Genomic DNA, 14549 nt, shown 5'->3' with positions numbered 1-14549 from the left:
ATGAGCAAGGCAGTTTTAGAGGTCAAGCACCTACACCAGTACTTTGAAAAGGGTACGCCAAACGAAAACCACGCGCTCAAGGACATCAACCTCACACTGAACCAAGGCGACTTTGTGGCCATCATTGGTGGTAACGGGGCCGGTAAGTCCACACTGTTGAACAGCGTAGCGGGGTCACTCCCCGTGAATTACGGGCAGGTTAAGATTGACGGCCAGGACGTCACCTACCAGAACGTGAACAAGCGCGCAAAACTCATCAGCCGGGTATTCCAGGACCCCAAGCAGGGTACGGCCACGCTGCTAACGGTGGAGGAGAACCTCTCCCTCGCCCTCAAGCGCGGTAGTTGGCGCAACTTCTGGACGCGCGGTGTGAAGCACAACGAGCGCCAGTTGTTCAAAGCAAAGCTGACCAGCCTCGGCCTGGGCCTTGAAGACCGGCTGGGTGCGGAAATTGGTCTACTATCCGGTGGGCAACGGCAAGCAGTCACGCTGTTAATGGCGACCATCCTGCAGCCTTCCCTCCTACTACTGGATGAGCATACGGCGGCTTTGGACCCGCAGACCAGTGCCACCGTTATGGAACTAACCGACAAAATCGTGCAGGAGCAGCACCTGACCACCCTGATGATTACCCACAACATGGCCGACGCCTCAAGTACGGCAACCGGTTGGTCATGTTGGATCACGGGCGCATCGTGGTGGATATTCAAGGAGATGAAAAGGCCGGCCTGACGGTGCCAGACTTGCTCGAGCTGTTCAAACAGCAGAGCGGCACCGAGCTCACCGATGACGCAGTATTGTTGAGCTAACGCCGTTTGTGCCTGACTTGGCGTACTACGTTGGAGGCGGCGAACGGTGGCCGCTGCCAGGGCGAAGACTACAACCGCATAACCCCCGCGGTTTCCGGCGCGAATTCAAGCCCCAAACAGCGGCCACCGTTCACCCCCTCCAACTACGTCCACCCAGTCATGCACAAACTAGTTACTGAAACGTATTAACTGATTAAAGTCTTGCCCACATCCACATCAACCAAAACAAAAATGGTGTCCTCGTGCTAACCAGATTCCACCGGTTAGGGTGAGGACACCATTTTCTGTTTATGCAGTTAACTTTGGCTAAATCAATCTACTGAATCACGTCACCGTCGTGCTTCTGGACTAGCCACCACTGGACGACGCCGTCAATAGCCGCCTTAATTTGATCGTACGGCAACGTTTTATTACACATAACAACGACCGCATTCTTACCATCTGGCGTGATCCGAACAAATGCTTCAAAACCATATCCGTACCCATTAGCGTACAGATAATTCGTGCCGTCATGATAGTAGCCACCGCTATACATCACGCTATCACGAGGACCGTACAATGCTTGCGATTCGCCTGCACTAAGCAACTTACCATTTAACAGACTACTCTCGATACGGTATAAGTCACCAGGTGTCATGAATATTTGACCTGTGCCTAATTCACTTTGTATCTGCCCCTTTAACATTTTATATGGCTTAGAATAGTCTTCTGGACTGGACGTATTATAACCTTGTGCACTACTTTGCCCCGTTAAGGTCGCATCGGCCATGTGTGTGCCTTTTAACCCCAACGGCCGCGCTATTGTTTGCATAAACAAATCAGCATAACTTTTTCGCGTTACCCTTTCAATAATGCCTGCCAGCAACGTAAAGTTGACCGGCTGATACGACCATTTGCCATGCTGCATAGCATTATATTTTAGGCTCTCAATCGCACTTTGAACCACCTCTGCGTCACTCATATCTTTATTCGGAGTGTGTAACGAGTCCGGTGCACTCAGCCCCGACGTCATGTCCAACATCTGCCGAATCGTAATGTCCTGACTACCAGGAATCTGCGGGTAAAAGTCGCTCAGGTGACTGTTAAACGACAGCTTGCCCGAACGAATCGTGCGCATCACTAACGCCGCCGTCAGATTCTTCTGCACCGAATCAATTTCATAACTGACGTTGGGACTGTTCTTCACACCCTTACCATCATCGGCCATCCCGTGACTGTACTGACCAACCACGTGGCCATTCTGCACAATAATGGCGGTGCCAGAAAAGGACATTGGTTTCAGCTTGGCAACCAACAATTGGTTGGCGGCAGCCGACTGCGTGTAGCCGTACAGACGGCTGGCTGTCGGTTGCGCGCCGGCTTTGCTTTTACTCCGCTGACTGGTGCGTAGGTCATGATGAACTAACTGGTGCCGAATTATCAGTGCGCCGTCAATGGCCAGCAGCACTACAATAATGCTCCACAGGGTAATAAACCACCGTTTACTGCCGCCCATTTACGCCCACCCCCGTCGGTGACAGCGTCTGCTGCCAGGTCTTCGTCAGGAAGCGATTTTGAATGTTGTATTGCGGCTCAACCTGTTTCTGTTCCAAGAACGGTTTCACCGCCCCATCCACTGCCAGCCAGCCGCGCCAACCTAAGTGAATCGTGTCCTGCATAAAGTATTGCTCATCACCATCACGGCTCAAATCGAGTACGTGATTGAAACCTTGGGAAGACAATTGGTACTTAATCTTAGCCACGGTCTGCTGCATCATGCTTTGGGATAGTCCCGTGTACCGCGCCCAGCGGCCGTTAACCGGCGGAATGACAAACAGAACCTGGGTGTTATGCTCGGCAAACTGGTTTAGCACAAGTTCGAGGTCACTATACTCCGGCGACTGCCGGTAATCGTAGCCGCTCTGGCTCCCACGTAGTCTGCCCAACTGACCGTGCCCCAAGCGCTCACGGAAAAAGTGGCTGTCGATGCCCAACTCGTTGCCCCGAGTACCGGCCTTGCCCAGCTCGTTGGCCCGCTGCGTTAACTCCTGCACGTTATCGTGAGCGGGTAACTGCTTGGCAGCCTTATCAATCCGCGGCAAGTTATTCCGCAGCTGGAACCGCGAGAATAGTGCATCCTCATTGGTTAATATTTGTCGGCGGATAGCAGTAACCGCCGCTGGTTCGTGGTCAACTTTTGCCCAGCCGCAATACGCAGTAGCGCATCTGCAATCACCCCGCCGTTCTTACCGGAGGGCATACTCAAGATGCGTTGAGCCGCATAACGGTTTGCAGCGGTGTTGTGTGCATGCTGTAACCAAACAATCGTATCCAAAGGTGAATAATAGTAGTCAAACGCGGATGCCTGTTGTCCCTTGGGCGTGAACCACTGTGGGGACACGATAAACACCACTTTGCTGGGGGCCTTATGCGCTAACAGAGTCTGGCTGCTCAAAAACTGGGTCAACGACTGCGTACCTGGTGCCCCCATGAGGAGCGGCCGGTAATTACGCTTGTACTTCGTCGCCAACACGGACGGGTGCAACGGATCCATGCGGGATAACTCTGAGGACCCCATAAACGGTACGTACCCCTCGCTCACTGCCTGCCGTTTGATGCGTTCACCCAAGAACACGTCGGGCGACATCGACACGGCGGCGCGATTAACCGTGGACTGGCTCAAGGGACCATAATGCCACGGTATGACGAGGCCACCCGCCAGCAAGGCACCGGCAATAATGACCGGGCCGAGAATGTGCCATAACTTGCGCCGGCTACTCATTGTAGCTTGGCCTCAACCTGGTCAACAATCTTCTGTGGCGTGTCCCACTGTGACCGGTCGAATTCAGAAACGGGAATATCGATATCCAGCTGGTTGGTTAGTTCCAACACCAGTTGGACGGTGTCCATGGAGTCCATCAACGCCGTATCAAAGAGGTTAACGTTCATGTCACCACTCACGTCTTCACCCGTTAAGTCCTCTAAAATTGCTAAAACTGTTGCCTTTGCATCCATTATTATTTACCTCATTCCGTGTGTAAACCAAAGTGTATTTAAGAATCCTGAGAATATTAAGAAGCTGAAGCAGACGACGTTAAACGTCACCACGATGGCTAAAGCCTGGGTCCAGCGGTTGTGCGGTAGTTGCTTGCGATGTCGTTTCTTGTACCGCAGCCAGATATCGTTAATGATAATCGCGCCGGCATGGAACAGGCCGTACACGATGTAATACCAAGTCACACCGTGCCAGAAGCCCATGATCAGAAAGTTCACCAGGTAAGCAACCTGTGACACGTGCACGCGGTTCTTCACCAACTTATGCTTCATGATGAAGAAGGTTGTCCGCATAAACACAAAGTCGCGGAACCAGAACGATAGGGTCATGTGCCAACGGTTCCAAAAGTCCTTGATGTTCAGGGCCCTAAACGGCTGGTTAAAGTTCACCGGCGTGTCGATGCCCATAAGGTTGCTGACCCCGACGGCGAACAGGCTGTAGCCCGCAAAGTCGAAGAACAAATACATGCTGTACACATACATATAACCGACGAGCGGCCACGATAATCCGAGGCCAAAGAATGCACCTCGCTGCGCCAGTGCCGCTTGCGCCACGGACGGCAGCATGACCGAACCAAAGAGGTAGCCAAGCACAAACTTGTACAGCAGGCCCAAGAAGATGCTGTGCACCCCTTTGCCCACCATATACAGGTAGTCGGACTGGCTCGGCGCCTCGGTGTAATCCTTCTGGAAGCGGCGGAATCGGTCAATCGGTCCCGACGAAACTGTAGGGAAGAACAACAGGAACCGCACAAAGTCCCAAATAGGCATCGTTTTAATGGTTGCGTCACGTAATTCCATAATGACCTGGACGGCCTTAAACGATAGGTAACTGACACCCAGGAAGCCCCACCACGAGTTGTGCCCTCCAGTAATCGCTGGGGTTAACTTGACCAGCACCAACGGGATGATGCTGACGATTACGGTAACGATAAACACCCACGTAGCGTTATGCTGCCGACGATAACGCGCATATACCTGCACCAGGACGACCTGCCAGATCATGTACACAATCAAGGCCACGCCCTGGTGCCACTTGTTGCCGCCAAAGATGAGCACGAGCACCGCCGCACTCAAAATGGCTTCGTATATTTGCAAACGCCGGCCGTAGAACAGGCCCACCATGAGCGGAATCAGCGCCAGGACGAGCCAAACAAAGTACATGGGGTTGGCGTATGGCTGTACGTTAATCATGATGGGTTCGCCTCACCAATTAGTTGCTTAATGGCCACCTTCCCGTTAGCGGTCATTGGTAACTCGTCGCGGTATACAAACCGCTGCGGTAACATGTAGCTCATCATACGGCTACCTAAGTACTCCTTGGTCGCCTTAGTAGCGCTGATGTGGTCCTCAAACTGCCCCTCATCCAACACTACGTACGCCAGGAGTTGCCGGACCTTGTGGTTGCGGTCGTACTGTGGCACCGCCACCCCGTGCTCAATCCACGGCACCTGGTTGAGGAAGTGGTTCACCTCTTCCAACTCGATACGGTAACCGTTGAGTTTAATCTGAAAGTCGGTGCGCCCGCGGTAGAACACTAGACCGTCCTCCGCAATAAAGCCCAAGTCCCCCGTATGGTAGGACTGCTGGCCGTTACTTTGCTCAAACACCGCCGCGGTTTTGTCGGGACGGTTGAGGTATCCGCGCGAAACGCTGGGACCCGTAAGCAGTAGCTCGCCCTCAGTCTGGCCGTTAACCGTCCGCTCCGTGCCCGGAACGAGTGTAATCTGCGTATCCGCTTTGGCGTAACCAATCGGCAACCGGTCGTATTGATCCAAAACGGCCTGAGTAACCTGAATTGCGGATACCGCTACGGTCGCTTCGGTGGGCCCGTACGTGTTAAACAGCCGCACATCGGGGAAGCGTGCTAGCACCTTGGCCGCGGTCTGGTGGGTCAGCTCCTCCCCACAGAAGAAGATGTGGGTCAGGTCGGGATAGTGCGCCGCGTCAAACTTGGGTTCCATCAAGCAAATGTCCATGAACGATGGTGTGGAAACCCACACGTTGACGGGTACCTGTGGCAAAGCCATGAATAAGTCCTTCAAGTTTTCCGTCGTTTCGCGTGGCAGCACGCGCACCGTGCCGCCGGCCAATAACGTCGGGTACAAGTCCATCACGGACAGGTCAAATGAATACGGCGCCTGCGAGAGGCTGATGGGCGTATCGGGGAGCTCAAAGGTAGCCATCCAGTCAGTGAAACTTTGTAGGTTATCGTGACTAATCTGTACACCCTTGGGCTGACCCGTCGTCCCGGACGTAAAGATGATGTAGAACGTCTCATCACCAGCCACGTATTGTGGTCGTACCTGGGTGTCGGGCGTATTCAAAATGAGCTTCAAAGCTACAGCGCTGACGGTATCCACGTCTAGATCGATCGGCAGATCTTGCACCGCAATCACCAGACTGGGCTGCGCGATCGCGTTAATCATGGTCAGCCGGTCGTTGGGCGAGTGGGTATCCACGGGAATGTACGGGTGCCCGGATTTCACGCACCCGAGAAATGTGGCTACGCTGGTAAAGGTTTGGTCACAGTACACCATGATGGGTGACTGGGCCGGTAAGTTGCGGGCCATAATGTAGTCCGCCAATGCATCACTATACTGCTTCAGCTCGCCATACGTGTTAATGTGACCCAGGTTGTCATAGGCAATCCGGTTAGGATACTTGGCCGCCAGTTGGTCAATGGTCGCTACAATGTTTGTCATTGTGCCGCTCCTTTTTCGTTAGGTAAAATTACTGTGTGCGTTGCTGCAACCACCATCGACATCGGTGGCGGGGCCGTCACACACTAAAATTCGTTATAAATAAAATGGCTATTACTAATCCCCCGGTAGCTGTACAAGTACACCAGCAACAGCATGATGAGTAAGTACAGAACCGTGCGGGCTATAAACGAAACGGTTGGTCGTGCCAACCACTGCCGAATACGTTGCGTTGTCGTCACCCTCTTCACGCGTCATGTTAAATGCGTCGCTCTAGTTTTGGCGCCAAATAAATAGGCTCCGAGCTTACCTCCATTGTAAGGAGATACTCTCGAAGCCCGCTACCTATAAGTTCTAAACTTAAGATGAGAATTTCTCAGATAACGTTTTCGTTTTTACCAGGTAACGTCACCACAAACCGCGTGCCCCGTGGCTTGTTATCTGCAATCGTAACGTCGCCGTCATTAAGCTCCACAATCTTCTGTACGATTGCCAAACCCAGACCGGTGCCCGCCACCTTCTTTGACCGCGAGGAATCCACCCGGTAGAACCGGTCGAACACCTTGGGCTTCTCGTCGTCGGGGATACCCACACCGTTATCACTCACCATCAACGTCACGCGAGGTCCCGTTTCAAGTAGCACCACGTCAATCACGGAGTCAGCAGCCGAGTACTTGTGCGCGTTCATGACCAATGCTGACAAAATCTGGTCAACGCTGTCGGCATTGACGTACGCTTCCGCGTGGGCCGGAACCTGTAGCCGGATGGTCTGCGACACCTGCGGCTGCAGTTGCGCCACACCTTTGCTAATCACGGAGACCAAATCGACGTTGCTCCGCTGCAACTCTGCCTGATCCATCCGGGACAGCTGCAACAAACTCTCAATCAAGTGCTGCATCTTGAGTGATTCCCCGTCAATCGCAGTCAGTGAGTCGGGAATAATCTCCGGATGGTCCCGTCCATGCCGTTGCACCAGCGCCACGTGCCCGCGAATGCCCGCAATCGGGGTGCGCAGCTCGTGCGACGCGTCAGACACAAACTGGCGGTTACGCAACACTTGTTGGTTCAACGACTGGAGTAGCCGGTTAAACTCAATGCTGAGATTATGCACTTCATCCGGCGTGTCCGGAACCGGCAGCGTTTCCTGATAATTAGTCTGATCGGCATTAACAATGTTTTGCGCGGCCGTGGTCAGCCCCAACAACGGTTCGTTGAGTTTGCGGGCCAGTACGTAAATTACGGGGATCCCAATCGCCAGCCCCATAATGGTGATACCCACAATGGTCACAAACAGCGTTCGGAACAGTGCCAACACGTTATTCAGGCTGACCCAAATCTCGTAATGCACGTCCTCACCATCACGTTGATTCCAGGATGACGCCCGGTAATACACACCCACTTTGCTCTGGTAACGGATGTTGATGTTCTTCAGTAGCCGGGCACTCCGCCAATCGTCACGCAAAAACCTACGTGTATGCCGGGAGTAGAAGGTCCGGACGTGCTTATCACCGCGGTAGGCCCGCACGCGGACAAACGTTGTGCTGGTATTGAGCGAGCTGGTGGCCGTCCAATAATCCCAATCGGGTTTATCGTCCGCCGCGAAGGAGCGCTTCAGGGCCGTCATGGTGTTGGCCGTATTCTCGTAACGGCTGTGGACCATGTTAATACCAACCACCGTAATGGTCGCAAATCCGACCACCACCATCAGGGAGATGAGCAAAGTGGCGTATGCCCGCGCCATCCGCCCCGAACTAGTCGTCGGCCGTGCGCGGCGCCTCACGCGGTCACCTCGCTCGGCAACGTGTAGCCCACACCACGGATGGTCTGAATCCGCGGCACGTCCGCGAAGTCCTTCATCTTGGTGCGCAGGTAACGAATGTACACATCTACAATGTTAACCTGACCCTCAAAGCTGTCACCCCAAACCGCGTCCAAGAGTTCGTCGCGCGTCATGGTCTCACCGACTTTGCGCATCAGCACCGCCAGCAGTGCCGCCTCACGTTGGGTCAGCTGCACGCTCACACCGTCCGCGGTTGCCTGCCGGGATTTCGTATCCAGCACCAAGTTAGCCACCTGCAACTGGCGTTTGCCACCCCGCCGGTCCTCGCGCCGCAAAATGACGCGGATACGGGCTAACAACTCCTCAATCTCAAACGGTTTGGTGATGTAGTCGTCGGCGCCGTTATCCAGGCCGGCGACCCGGTCGCCCACATAATCACGGGCAGTCATCATGATGATGGGAATATCGCTCACTTTGCGAATACGCCGCATCACCTCGAGGCCGTCCAGTCGCGGTAACATCCAGTCCAAGATGATCAGGTCGATACTCGATTGATCGTGGTTGAACGTATCCCACGCCGTTAACCCGTCGTTGGCAACTTCCACGGCGTAACCTTCAAATTGTAATTCGGGACGCAAAAAGGTAATCATGCTGTCCTCATCGTCCACCAATAAAATTTTTTTTCAAAACACTGCCCCCAGATAGCTAGCGTGTCATCGATATTATTACCTACATATAACAGCATACCGAATTTACGGCTAAACTCATCATACTTGAGGCGTAATTTGGCGATTCTCAACGCAAAATTTAGCATTTTGTTGTCTAATAGTGGTAAGCGTTGATTCGCTTTTGGTCACGCTTATTGTGGTAGGTCGAAACCCTGAGCCCGTAAAATTGCCCCAATGTCGTCGCGGTGGTGCATACTATCGACCAGGTGCTGCTGAATGTATTGCGTGTAGGTATTATCCTTCGCGTTCGTGGCCCGGCCAGCGTAGTACTTTTTGATAGTGGTATCATAGTCGCGTAGTGCCTCTGCATCAATATGTGGGTACTTGTCCACCCCAACCACGGCGCTCCGGGGCCACCGGGGCTTGATTGCCGGGACGTCGGCGGGCACCCCCACTTTGAGTCCCAACAACGGGAACGTGTAGCGGGGCAGGTGCAACAACTCGATCATCCGCCGCGGGTCGTTCAGCACGCTCCCCAGGTAGACCGTGCCCAGCCCGCTGCGTTCGGCCGCGGCCACCATATTTTGGGCGGCCAAAGTCGCATCGAAAACGCAGCCCAGCAGCGCGTCCCAGTTGGTTAACTGGTGCAAGTCACCATGAACAGACTCAACGAGCCGCACGTTACGAGCTTGGTCCAGCACGAAGACGTATAGCTGACCCGGACCAGCCACGTAGTCATACGTGGTTACGGCCGCAATTTGCCGTTTTAATTCCGGGTCACTGACCCGAATCAGGCTAAACTGCTGCATAAATTTACTGGTAGCCGTTGCCTGGGCAATGGCCTCGAGGGTCCGTAGTTGCTCCTCACTGAGGGCAACGTCCGCAAACTGGCGGACGGAACGGTGTTGCAAAGCCGCTGATTCGATTTTACTCAAAGTTACTCACACTCTTTCATATAGTTAGAAGGTTTATCTATGCATCATAACACGATTCCCCAAAACATCACCGTGCGTGGGGCCCACGTCAATAACCTCAAAAACGTTGACGTTGACATCCCCCTCCACCAACTAGTCGCCATAACCGGCCGTAGCGGTTCGGGTAAATCATCTTTGGCTATGGGCGTCCTCTACGCTGAGGGGATGCGGCGTTACGTCAGCGCGTTGTCGACGTACACCCGGCGGCGTCTCGGGCAGACAAGTCGTGCGGCGGTGGACACAATCGAGCATATTCCTAGCGCCATTGCTTTGCGTCAACGGCCAGTGGTGCCAGGAATCCGTTCGACCGTGGGGACCACAACTGAGGCACTCAACGTGGTGCGCCTCATGTTCTCCCGTCTAGGTTCACCCCGCTGTCCGAACGGCCACCAGGTGCCGCCAACACTGGGCATTGCGCAAAGTATGGACCGGCCCAATGACGGCGTCAGCCACATGGGCGAGATTATTTGCCCCGTATGTGGTGTCCACTTCCAGGCGTACTCCGCGGAGGACTTTGCTTTTAATTCCGCGGGCGCTGCCCCACATGTGGTGGAACCGGCCAGGCAAAGACTTTGGCGACCAACCGCCTCATCCCCGACCCCACGAAAACTATTCGTGAGGGCGCGGTGGCGTCGTGGCGGTTACCCGGACGGAACTTCATGCACATCGTGGCTGAGCAAATTGGCATTAATATTGACGTACCGTTTCAAGACCTTCCCAAAGAACAACAGGACATGGTGTGGCACGGGCCACGGAAAAAGTACGCCATCAACATCCCGAGCAAAACCGGCAAGATTTTCCACATGGACAACGCGCAGTTCGAGAACGCCTTTAACGCCGTTGAGGACAGCATGGCCACCACTACCAACGAGCGGGCAATTGCGCGCCTTAACCGTTTCTATGAATTTGGCACGTGTCCCACCTGTCACGGGGCACGGTTCAAAGTCGAGTTGTTGACGCAACAGCTGGCCGGTAAGAACATCGCGGAGGTCAGCGACCTCACTCTCACGGAGCTACGGAAATTCATCCCCACCGTGTACGCATGGTTACCCGCGGACATGCAATCGCTCGCTGAGGACATCATTAGTGAATTGGACCAAATTATGCGTCCTCTCACTGAACTGGGGTTAGGCTACTTAACGCTAGCGCGGGTCGGTGCCTCTTTATCCACTGGGGAACTGCAACGCATTCAACTTTCCCGGACCCTGCGCACCCAGACAACCGGCGTCCTGTACGTTCTCGATGAGCCATCAATTGGTTTGCACCCCGCCAACGTCAAGGGGTTAATCGACGTGATGCACAGTCTAGTTGACCAGGGCAACTCGGTGATTGTCGTGGACCACGACACCGCCATTATCAATGCTGCCGATACAGTCTTGGAGATTGGACCAGCGGCAGGTGCGGAAGGTGGACGGTTGATCAATCAGGGCACACCGGACGCAGTTGCTGCTGCGCCCCACTCACTCATTGGCCCGTTTCTTAATGGCAGTGCCCAGCTAGTCGTGCGGCCCACGGCGCTCAACCATGAGGACGACTTCCACAAACACTTTGGGCTCACCGTCACGGATCGCTTCAACCTGCACAACGTTCACGCCGACTTTCCGGTTAACCAATTCTCCGTCGTGAGCGGCTTCTCGGGCGCGGGCAAGTCTACTTTGGTCTTCGACGCCCTTGTACCCGCACTAACGGCCACGAAGGCGCACCCCGCACCCAGCTTTGTACGCGATGTTCAACGGGGCGGCGTACGGCGGGTCGTAGCCATTGACGCCACGCCGGTCGGCAAGAACATTCGCTCGACGGTTGCTACCTACACTAACATTCTCGACAACCTCCGGGTTCTGTATGCAGACCAACCGGCGGCCAAAGAACGGCAGTATACCGCGAGCCACTTTTCTTACAACGTAAAGGCCGGGGCGTGCCCCACCTGTGGCGGTACCGGCGTCATCAGTTTGGACATTCAGTACCTGCCGGACATGCAGCAAACCTGCCCCACTTGTGGCGGGCGACGCTTCAACCCTGACGTCCTCACCGTCAAGTGGCACAGCTACAGCATTGCTGACCTCCTCGACCTGTCCGTGGATGACGCCATGACGACGTTGGCGGACATCCCCGCGGTTGCCAAGACGTTACAGACATTGCACGACATGGGGTTAGGCTACTTACATTTGGGTGAAAGTACGCCCACCCTGTCTGGTGGTGAGGCGCAGCGCCTCAAGCTCACAGCGCACATGGGTCGGAGTCAGCAAGGTACCCTCTTCGTCTTTGACGAACCGTCAGTTGGTTTGCACCCGTTAGACGTGCAGGTGTTGCTCGGCGTGTTCCAGCGGCTCCTTGACCAGGGGGGCACCGTACTGGCCATCGAACACGACCTCGACGTGTTAGCGAACGCCGACTACGTTTTGGATCTGGGGCCAGGTGGTGGCAGCGAAGGTGGACAAATTGTTGCGAGTGGTACACCATACCAGGTAGCCATGAGCACTGGTGGCCATACCGGGCAGTACCTGGCGGCCCACAGACAGCACTTCCACGTGCACTAAAAAGGACGCCCATTGGTACGGGCGTCCGGCAATTCAATTATTCTGCGTCTTCAAATTCACGCTTGATGGCGAGTGGTTTGAGGCTCCAGGCGGCAATCAAGGCCAGGATGGCGATTGCTAGGGTGCCGTAGCCGAGGAACTTCCATTCCCAGGTGATGCCAATCATGTAAACATGCGCTAACACCAGCAAGACGGTGCCACCGACCCAGTCGACGAGGAAGCGTACGCCACGGGAGCGGGCACGGCCATCGAGGACGGTCAGGACCATGATGCTAAAGGTAAAGATGACGCCGAAGCTGATGGTGCTCCACTTTTCCATGAAGGTGCTAGGGGTGGTGGCGTACCAGCAACCGGTGATGACAATCAGGGCCACGACGATCATGGCGATGACAATATTCCGGGCGCTCTTTTTAGTGTTATTGACAGTTGTATGTGCAGCGTGTTTACTCATTTGTTTCACCTCGTTAAGGCAAAGTGTACCAAACATTGGGGTGACACGCACGGCTTGGGGGAGTTTGTAATGAGTTTTAAATATTTGGAGAGAGCGGAGCCCCGCGTTCAGAAACTGGAGTGTAACTTGCTACGGCGGTGAAGCCCGGGCTTGGCTTCATTGCCGTAGCGGGTTACGCGCAAGTTTCTGCGGGGCGGAGCTCGTTTCAATAAGCACGACTAACGTGGAAGCGCCGCAGCATTCCCCCACCAAGTTGATTACACCCTGCACTTGGCCTTTTGGTGATAGTACCTTATGCGTCGCTTTCTGCCTTGCGCAACCCATTTCAGTAATCACGACTAACGCAGGCGCACGGCAGCATTCCCCACCAAGCTAATTAAGATAGCCACAATCAAAGTTTTTGCCCACAAAATTCAGCAATCCAGCATCCGTTTCAGACCACCGTAAACAACACTTCTCACCAAGCAAAGGAGAGCACCATGACAAAAAAACATCGGTATCGGCTTCTACGCCGGACTTCCACTCACTGACCCAGACGCATTGCAGTATGTAGACTTGCCCATGCCGACCGCCGGCCCCATGGACTTAGTGGTCGCAGTGCAGGCGGTCAGCGTCAACCCTATTGATACTAAGCTACGCGTCAACATATCCGAGTCCGAGGAACCGACCATTCAGGGCTACGACGCTACCGGAACCATCGTTGCAACAGGTCATCAGGTCACGGGCTTTCACGTGGGCGACCGGGTGCTCTACGCCGGTACAACCACGCGCCCCGGTGCCAATCAGCGTTACCACGTGGTGGATGCGCGCATCGCGGCCAAAGCGCCGGCGGGTCCTGACGATGCGGCCCTCGCGGCTTTGCCACTGGTGGGGCTCACGGCCTGGGAACTCCTCTTTGAACGGATGGGCTTCCTCCCCGATGCCGGTGCTAACGCGGGGCAAAGTCTGCTCATCATTAACGGGGCGGGCGGTGTCGGATCCATGATGGCCCAGCTAGCGCACTGGGCCGGGCTCAAAGTCATCGCGACGGCCAGCCCACGCCACTTTGACTGGCTACAACAACACCACGTGGACGTGGCGGTTGATTATCATGACAACCTCATCGAGAGCGTCCAGCGGGCCGGCTTTGCCACCGTGGACGGCGTGGCCATCCTCCACCAGACTGAACCCTACATTATGCCGGCGACCAAACTGGTTGCACCTTTGGGACACGTCGGTGCGCTAGTGACTCCGACCGCACCACTGGACGTCACGTTGCTCAAGAACAAGGCCGCCAGCCTCGACTTTGAGTACATGTTCGCCAAGACTGACAACCAGGTAGACCTCGATTCCCAGGGAGCCATCCTGTTGCGGCTGGCCGGATTACTGGCGGCGGGCACGATTACCAGCGACGTCACCACGAACCTGACACCCATTACCGTTGACAACCTCCGCGAGGCTACTGCCGCGGTGGAAACCGGCCATACCGCCGGCAAAGTAGTGGTCAGTGGTGGCTGGGAGTAATAGTGGTTGAGAGCAAAACAAAGGGACTGACCCACACCCTCCGTACACGGAAGATGTGCGTCAGTCCCTTTTTCGCATGTCAATCTAGGTTG

The 14549-nt window shown here is 54.9% G+C and carries 10 protein-coding genes and 3 pseudogenes; 3 read left to right on the top strand and 10 right to left on the bottom strand.

The window, feature by feature from the left end; genetic code table 11:
- Nucleotides 1-809, top strand: a pseudogene (locus JCM12539_RS04970) (ABC transporter ATP-binding protein).
- 316 nt (nucleotides 810-1125) lie between these two features.
- Here JCM12539_RS04970 and JCM12539_RS04965 read toward each other — a convergent pair.
- The 9 genes and pseudogenes from JCM12539_RS04965 to JCM12539_RS04930 all read right to left on the bottom strand — a co-directional run bounded on the left by JCM12539_RS04965 (nucleotide 1126) and on the right by JCM12539_RS04930 (nucleotide 9927).
- Nucleotides 1126-2304 carry a serine hydrolase domain-containing protein gene (locus JCM12539_RS04965; RefSeq protein ID WP_054649730.1) on the bottom strand — a complete coding sequence of 393 codons (1179 nt, stop codon included), beginning with the start codon at nucleotides 2302-2304 and terminating at the stop codon, nucleotides 1126-1128.
- Nucleotides 2291-3570: pseudogene (gene dltD, locus JCM12539_RS04960) on the bottom strand (D-alanyl-lipoteichoic acid biosynthesis protein DltD). The gene JCM12539_RS04965 and the pseudogene dltD overlap by 14 nt, the downstream one beginning before the upstream one ends.
- Nucleotides 3567-3803, bottom strand: a complete 237-nt coding sequence (gene dltC / locus JCM12539_RS04955; RefSeq protein WP_054649728.1) for a D-alanine--poly(phosphoribitol) ligase subunit DltC — start codon at nucleotides 3801-3803, stop codon at nucleotides 3567-3569. The pseudogene dltD and the gene dltC overlap by 4 nt, the downstream one beginning before the upstream one ends.
- 6 nt (nucleotides 3804-3809) lie before the next feature.
- Nucleotides 3810-5036: a D-alanyl-lipoteichoic acid biosynthesis protein DltB gene (gene dltB, locus JCM12539_RS04950; protein WP_054649726.1), complete on the bottom strand. Its 1227-nt coding sequence runs from the start codon at nucleotides 5034-5036 to the stop codon at nucleotides 3810-3812.
- Nucleotides 5033-6547, bottom strand: a complete 1515-nt coding sequence (gene dltA, locus JCM12539_RS04945; protein ID WP_054649724.1) for a D-alanine--poly(phosphoribitol) ligase subunit DltA — start codon at nucleotides 6545-6547, stop codon at nucleotides 5033-5035. The genes dltB and dltA overlap by 4 nt, the downstream gene beginning before the upstream one ends.
- 83 nt (nucleotides 6548-6630) lie before the next feature.
- The gene (locus JCM12539_RS12625; RefSeq protein ID WP_061777620.1) at nucleotides 6631-6786 is read right to left on the bottom strand and encodes a teichoic acid D-Ala incorporation-associated protein DltX; all 156 of its coding nucleotides are present in this window, start codon (nucleotides 6784-6786) and stop codon (nucleotides 6631-6633) included.
- 134 nt (nucleotides 6787-6920) lie between these two features.
- Complete coding sequence (locus JCM12539_RS04940) at nucleotides 6921-8324, bottom strand: sensor histidine kinase (RefSeq protein ID WP_156302067.1); 1404 nt, start codon at nucleotides 8322-8324, stop codon at nucleotides 6921-6923.
- Complete coding sequence (locus JCM12539_RS04935; RefSeq protein ID WP_263849751.1) at nucleotides 8321-9001, bottom strand: response regulator transcription factor; 681 nt, start codon at nucleotides 8999-9001, stop codon at nucleotides 8321-8323. The genes JCM12539_RS04940 and JCM12539_RS04935 overlap by 4 nt, the downstream gene beginning before the upstream one ends.
- 182 nt (nucleotides 9002-9183) lie before the next feature.
- Nucleotides 9184-9927 (bottom strand): nitroreductase family protein, encoded by a 744-nt coding sequence (locus JCM12539_RS04930; protein ID WP_054649720.1) that lies wholly within the window; start codon nucleotides 9925-9927, stop codon nucleotides 9184-9186.
- A gap of 39 nt (nucleotides 9928-9966) precedes the next feature.
- On the opposite strand from JCM12539_RS04930, the pseudogene JCM12539_RS04925 reads away from it, so the two are divergent.
- Nucleotides 9967-12503 (top strand): annotated as a pseudogene (locus tag JCM12539_RS04925) (excinuclease ABC subunit UvrA).
- Nucleotides 12504-12540: 37 nt separating this feature from the next.
- Here JCM12539_RS04925 and JCM12539_RS04920 read toward each other — a convergent pair.
- On the bottom strand, nucleotides 12541-12954 hold the full coding sequence (locus JCM12539_RS04920) for a hypothetical protein (protein WP_054649718.1): 414 nt from the start codon (nucleotides 12952-12954) through the stop codon (nucleotides 12541-12543).
- Between the two features lie 492 nt (nucleotides 12955-13446).
- Here JCM12539_RS04920 and JCM12539_RS04915 point away from each other — a divergent pair, with 492 nt between their 5' ends.
- Nucleotides 13447-14457, top strand: a complete 1011-nt coding sequence (locus tag JCM12539_RS04915; RefSeq protein WP_054649716.1) for a zinc-binding alcohol dehydrogenase family protein — start codon at nucleotides 13447-13449, stop codon at nucleotides 14455-14457.
- Nucleotides 14458-14549 lie beyond the last annotated feature (92 nt).

The sequence above is a fragment of the Lacticaseibacillus pantheris DSM 15945 = JCM 12539 = NBRC 106106 genome (assembly GCF_001311175.1).
In the GTDB taxonomy this organism is placed as follows: domain Bacteria; phylum Bacillota; class Bacilli; order Lactobacillales; family Lactobacillaceae; genus Lacticaseibacillus; species Lacticaseibacillus pantheris.
This window is presented reverse-complemented; position numbering and strand designations above follow the sequence as displayed.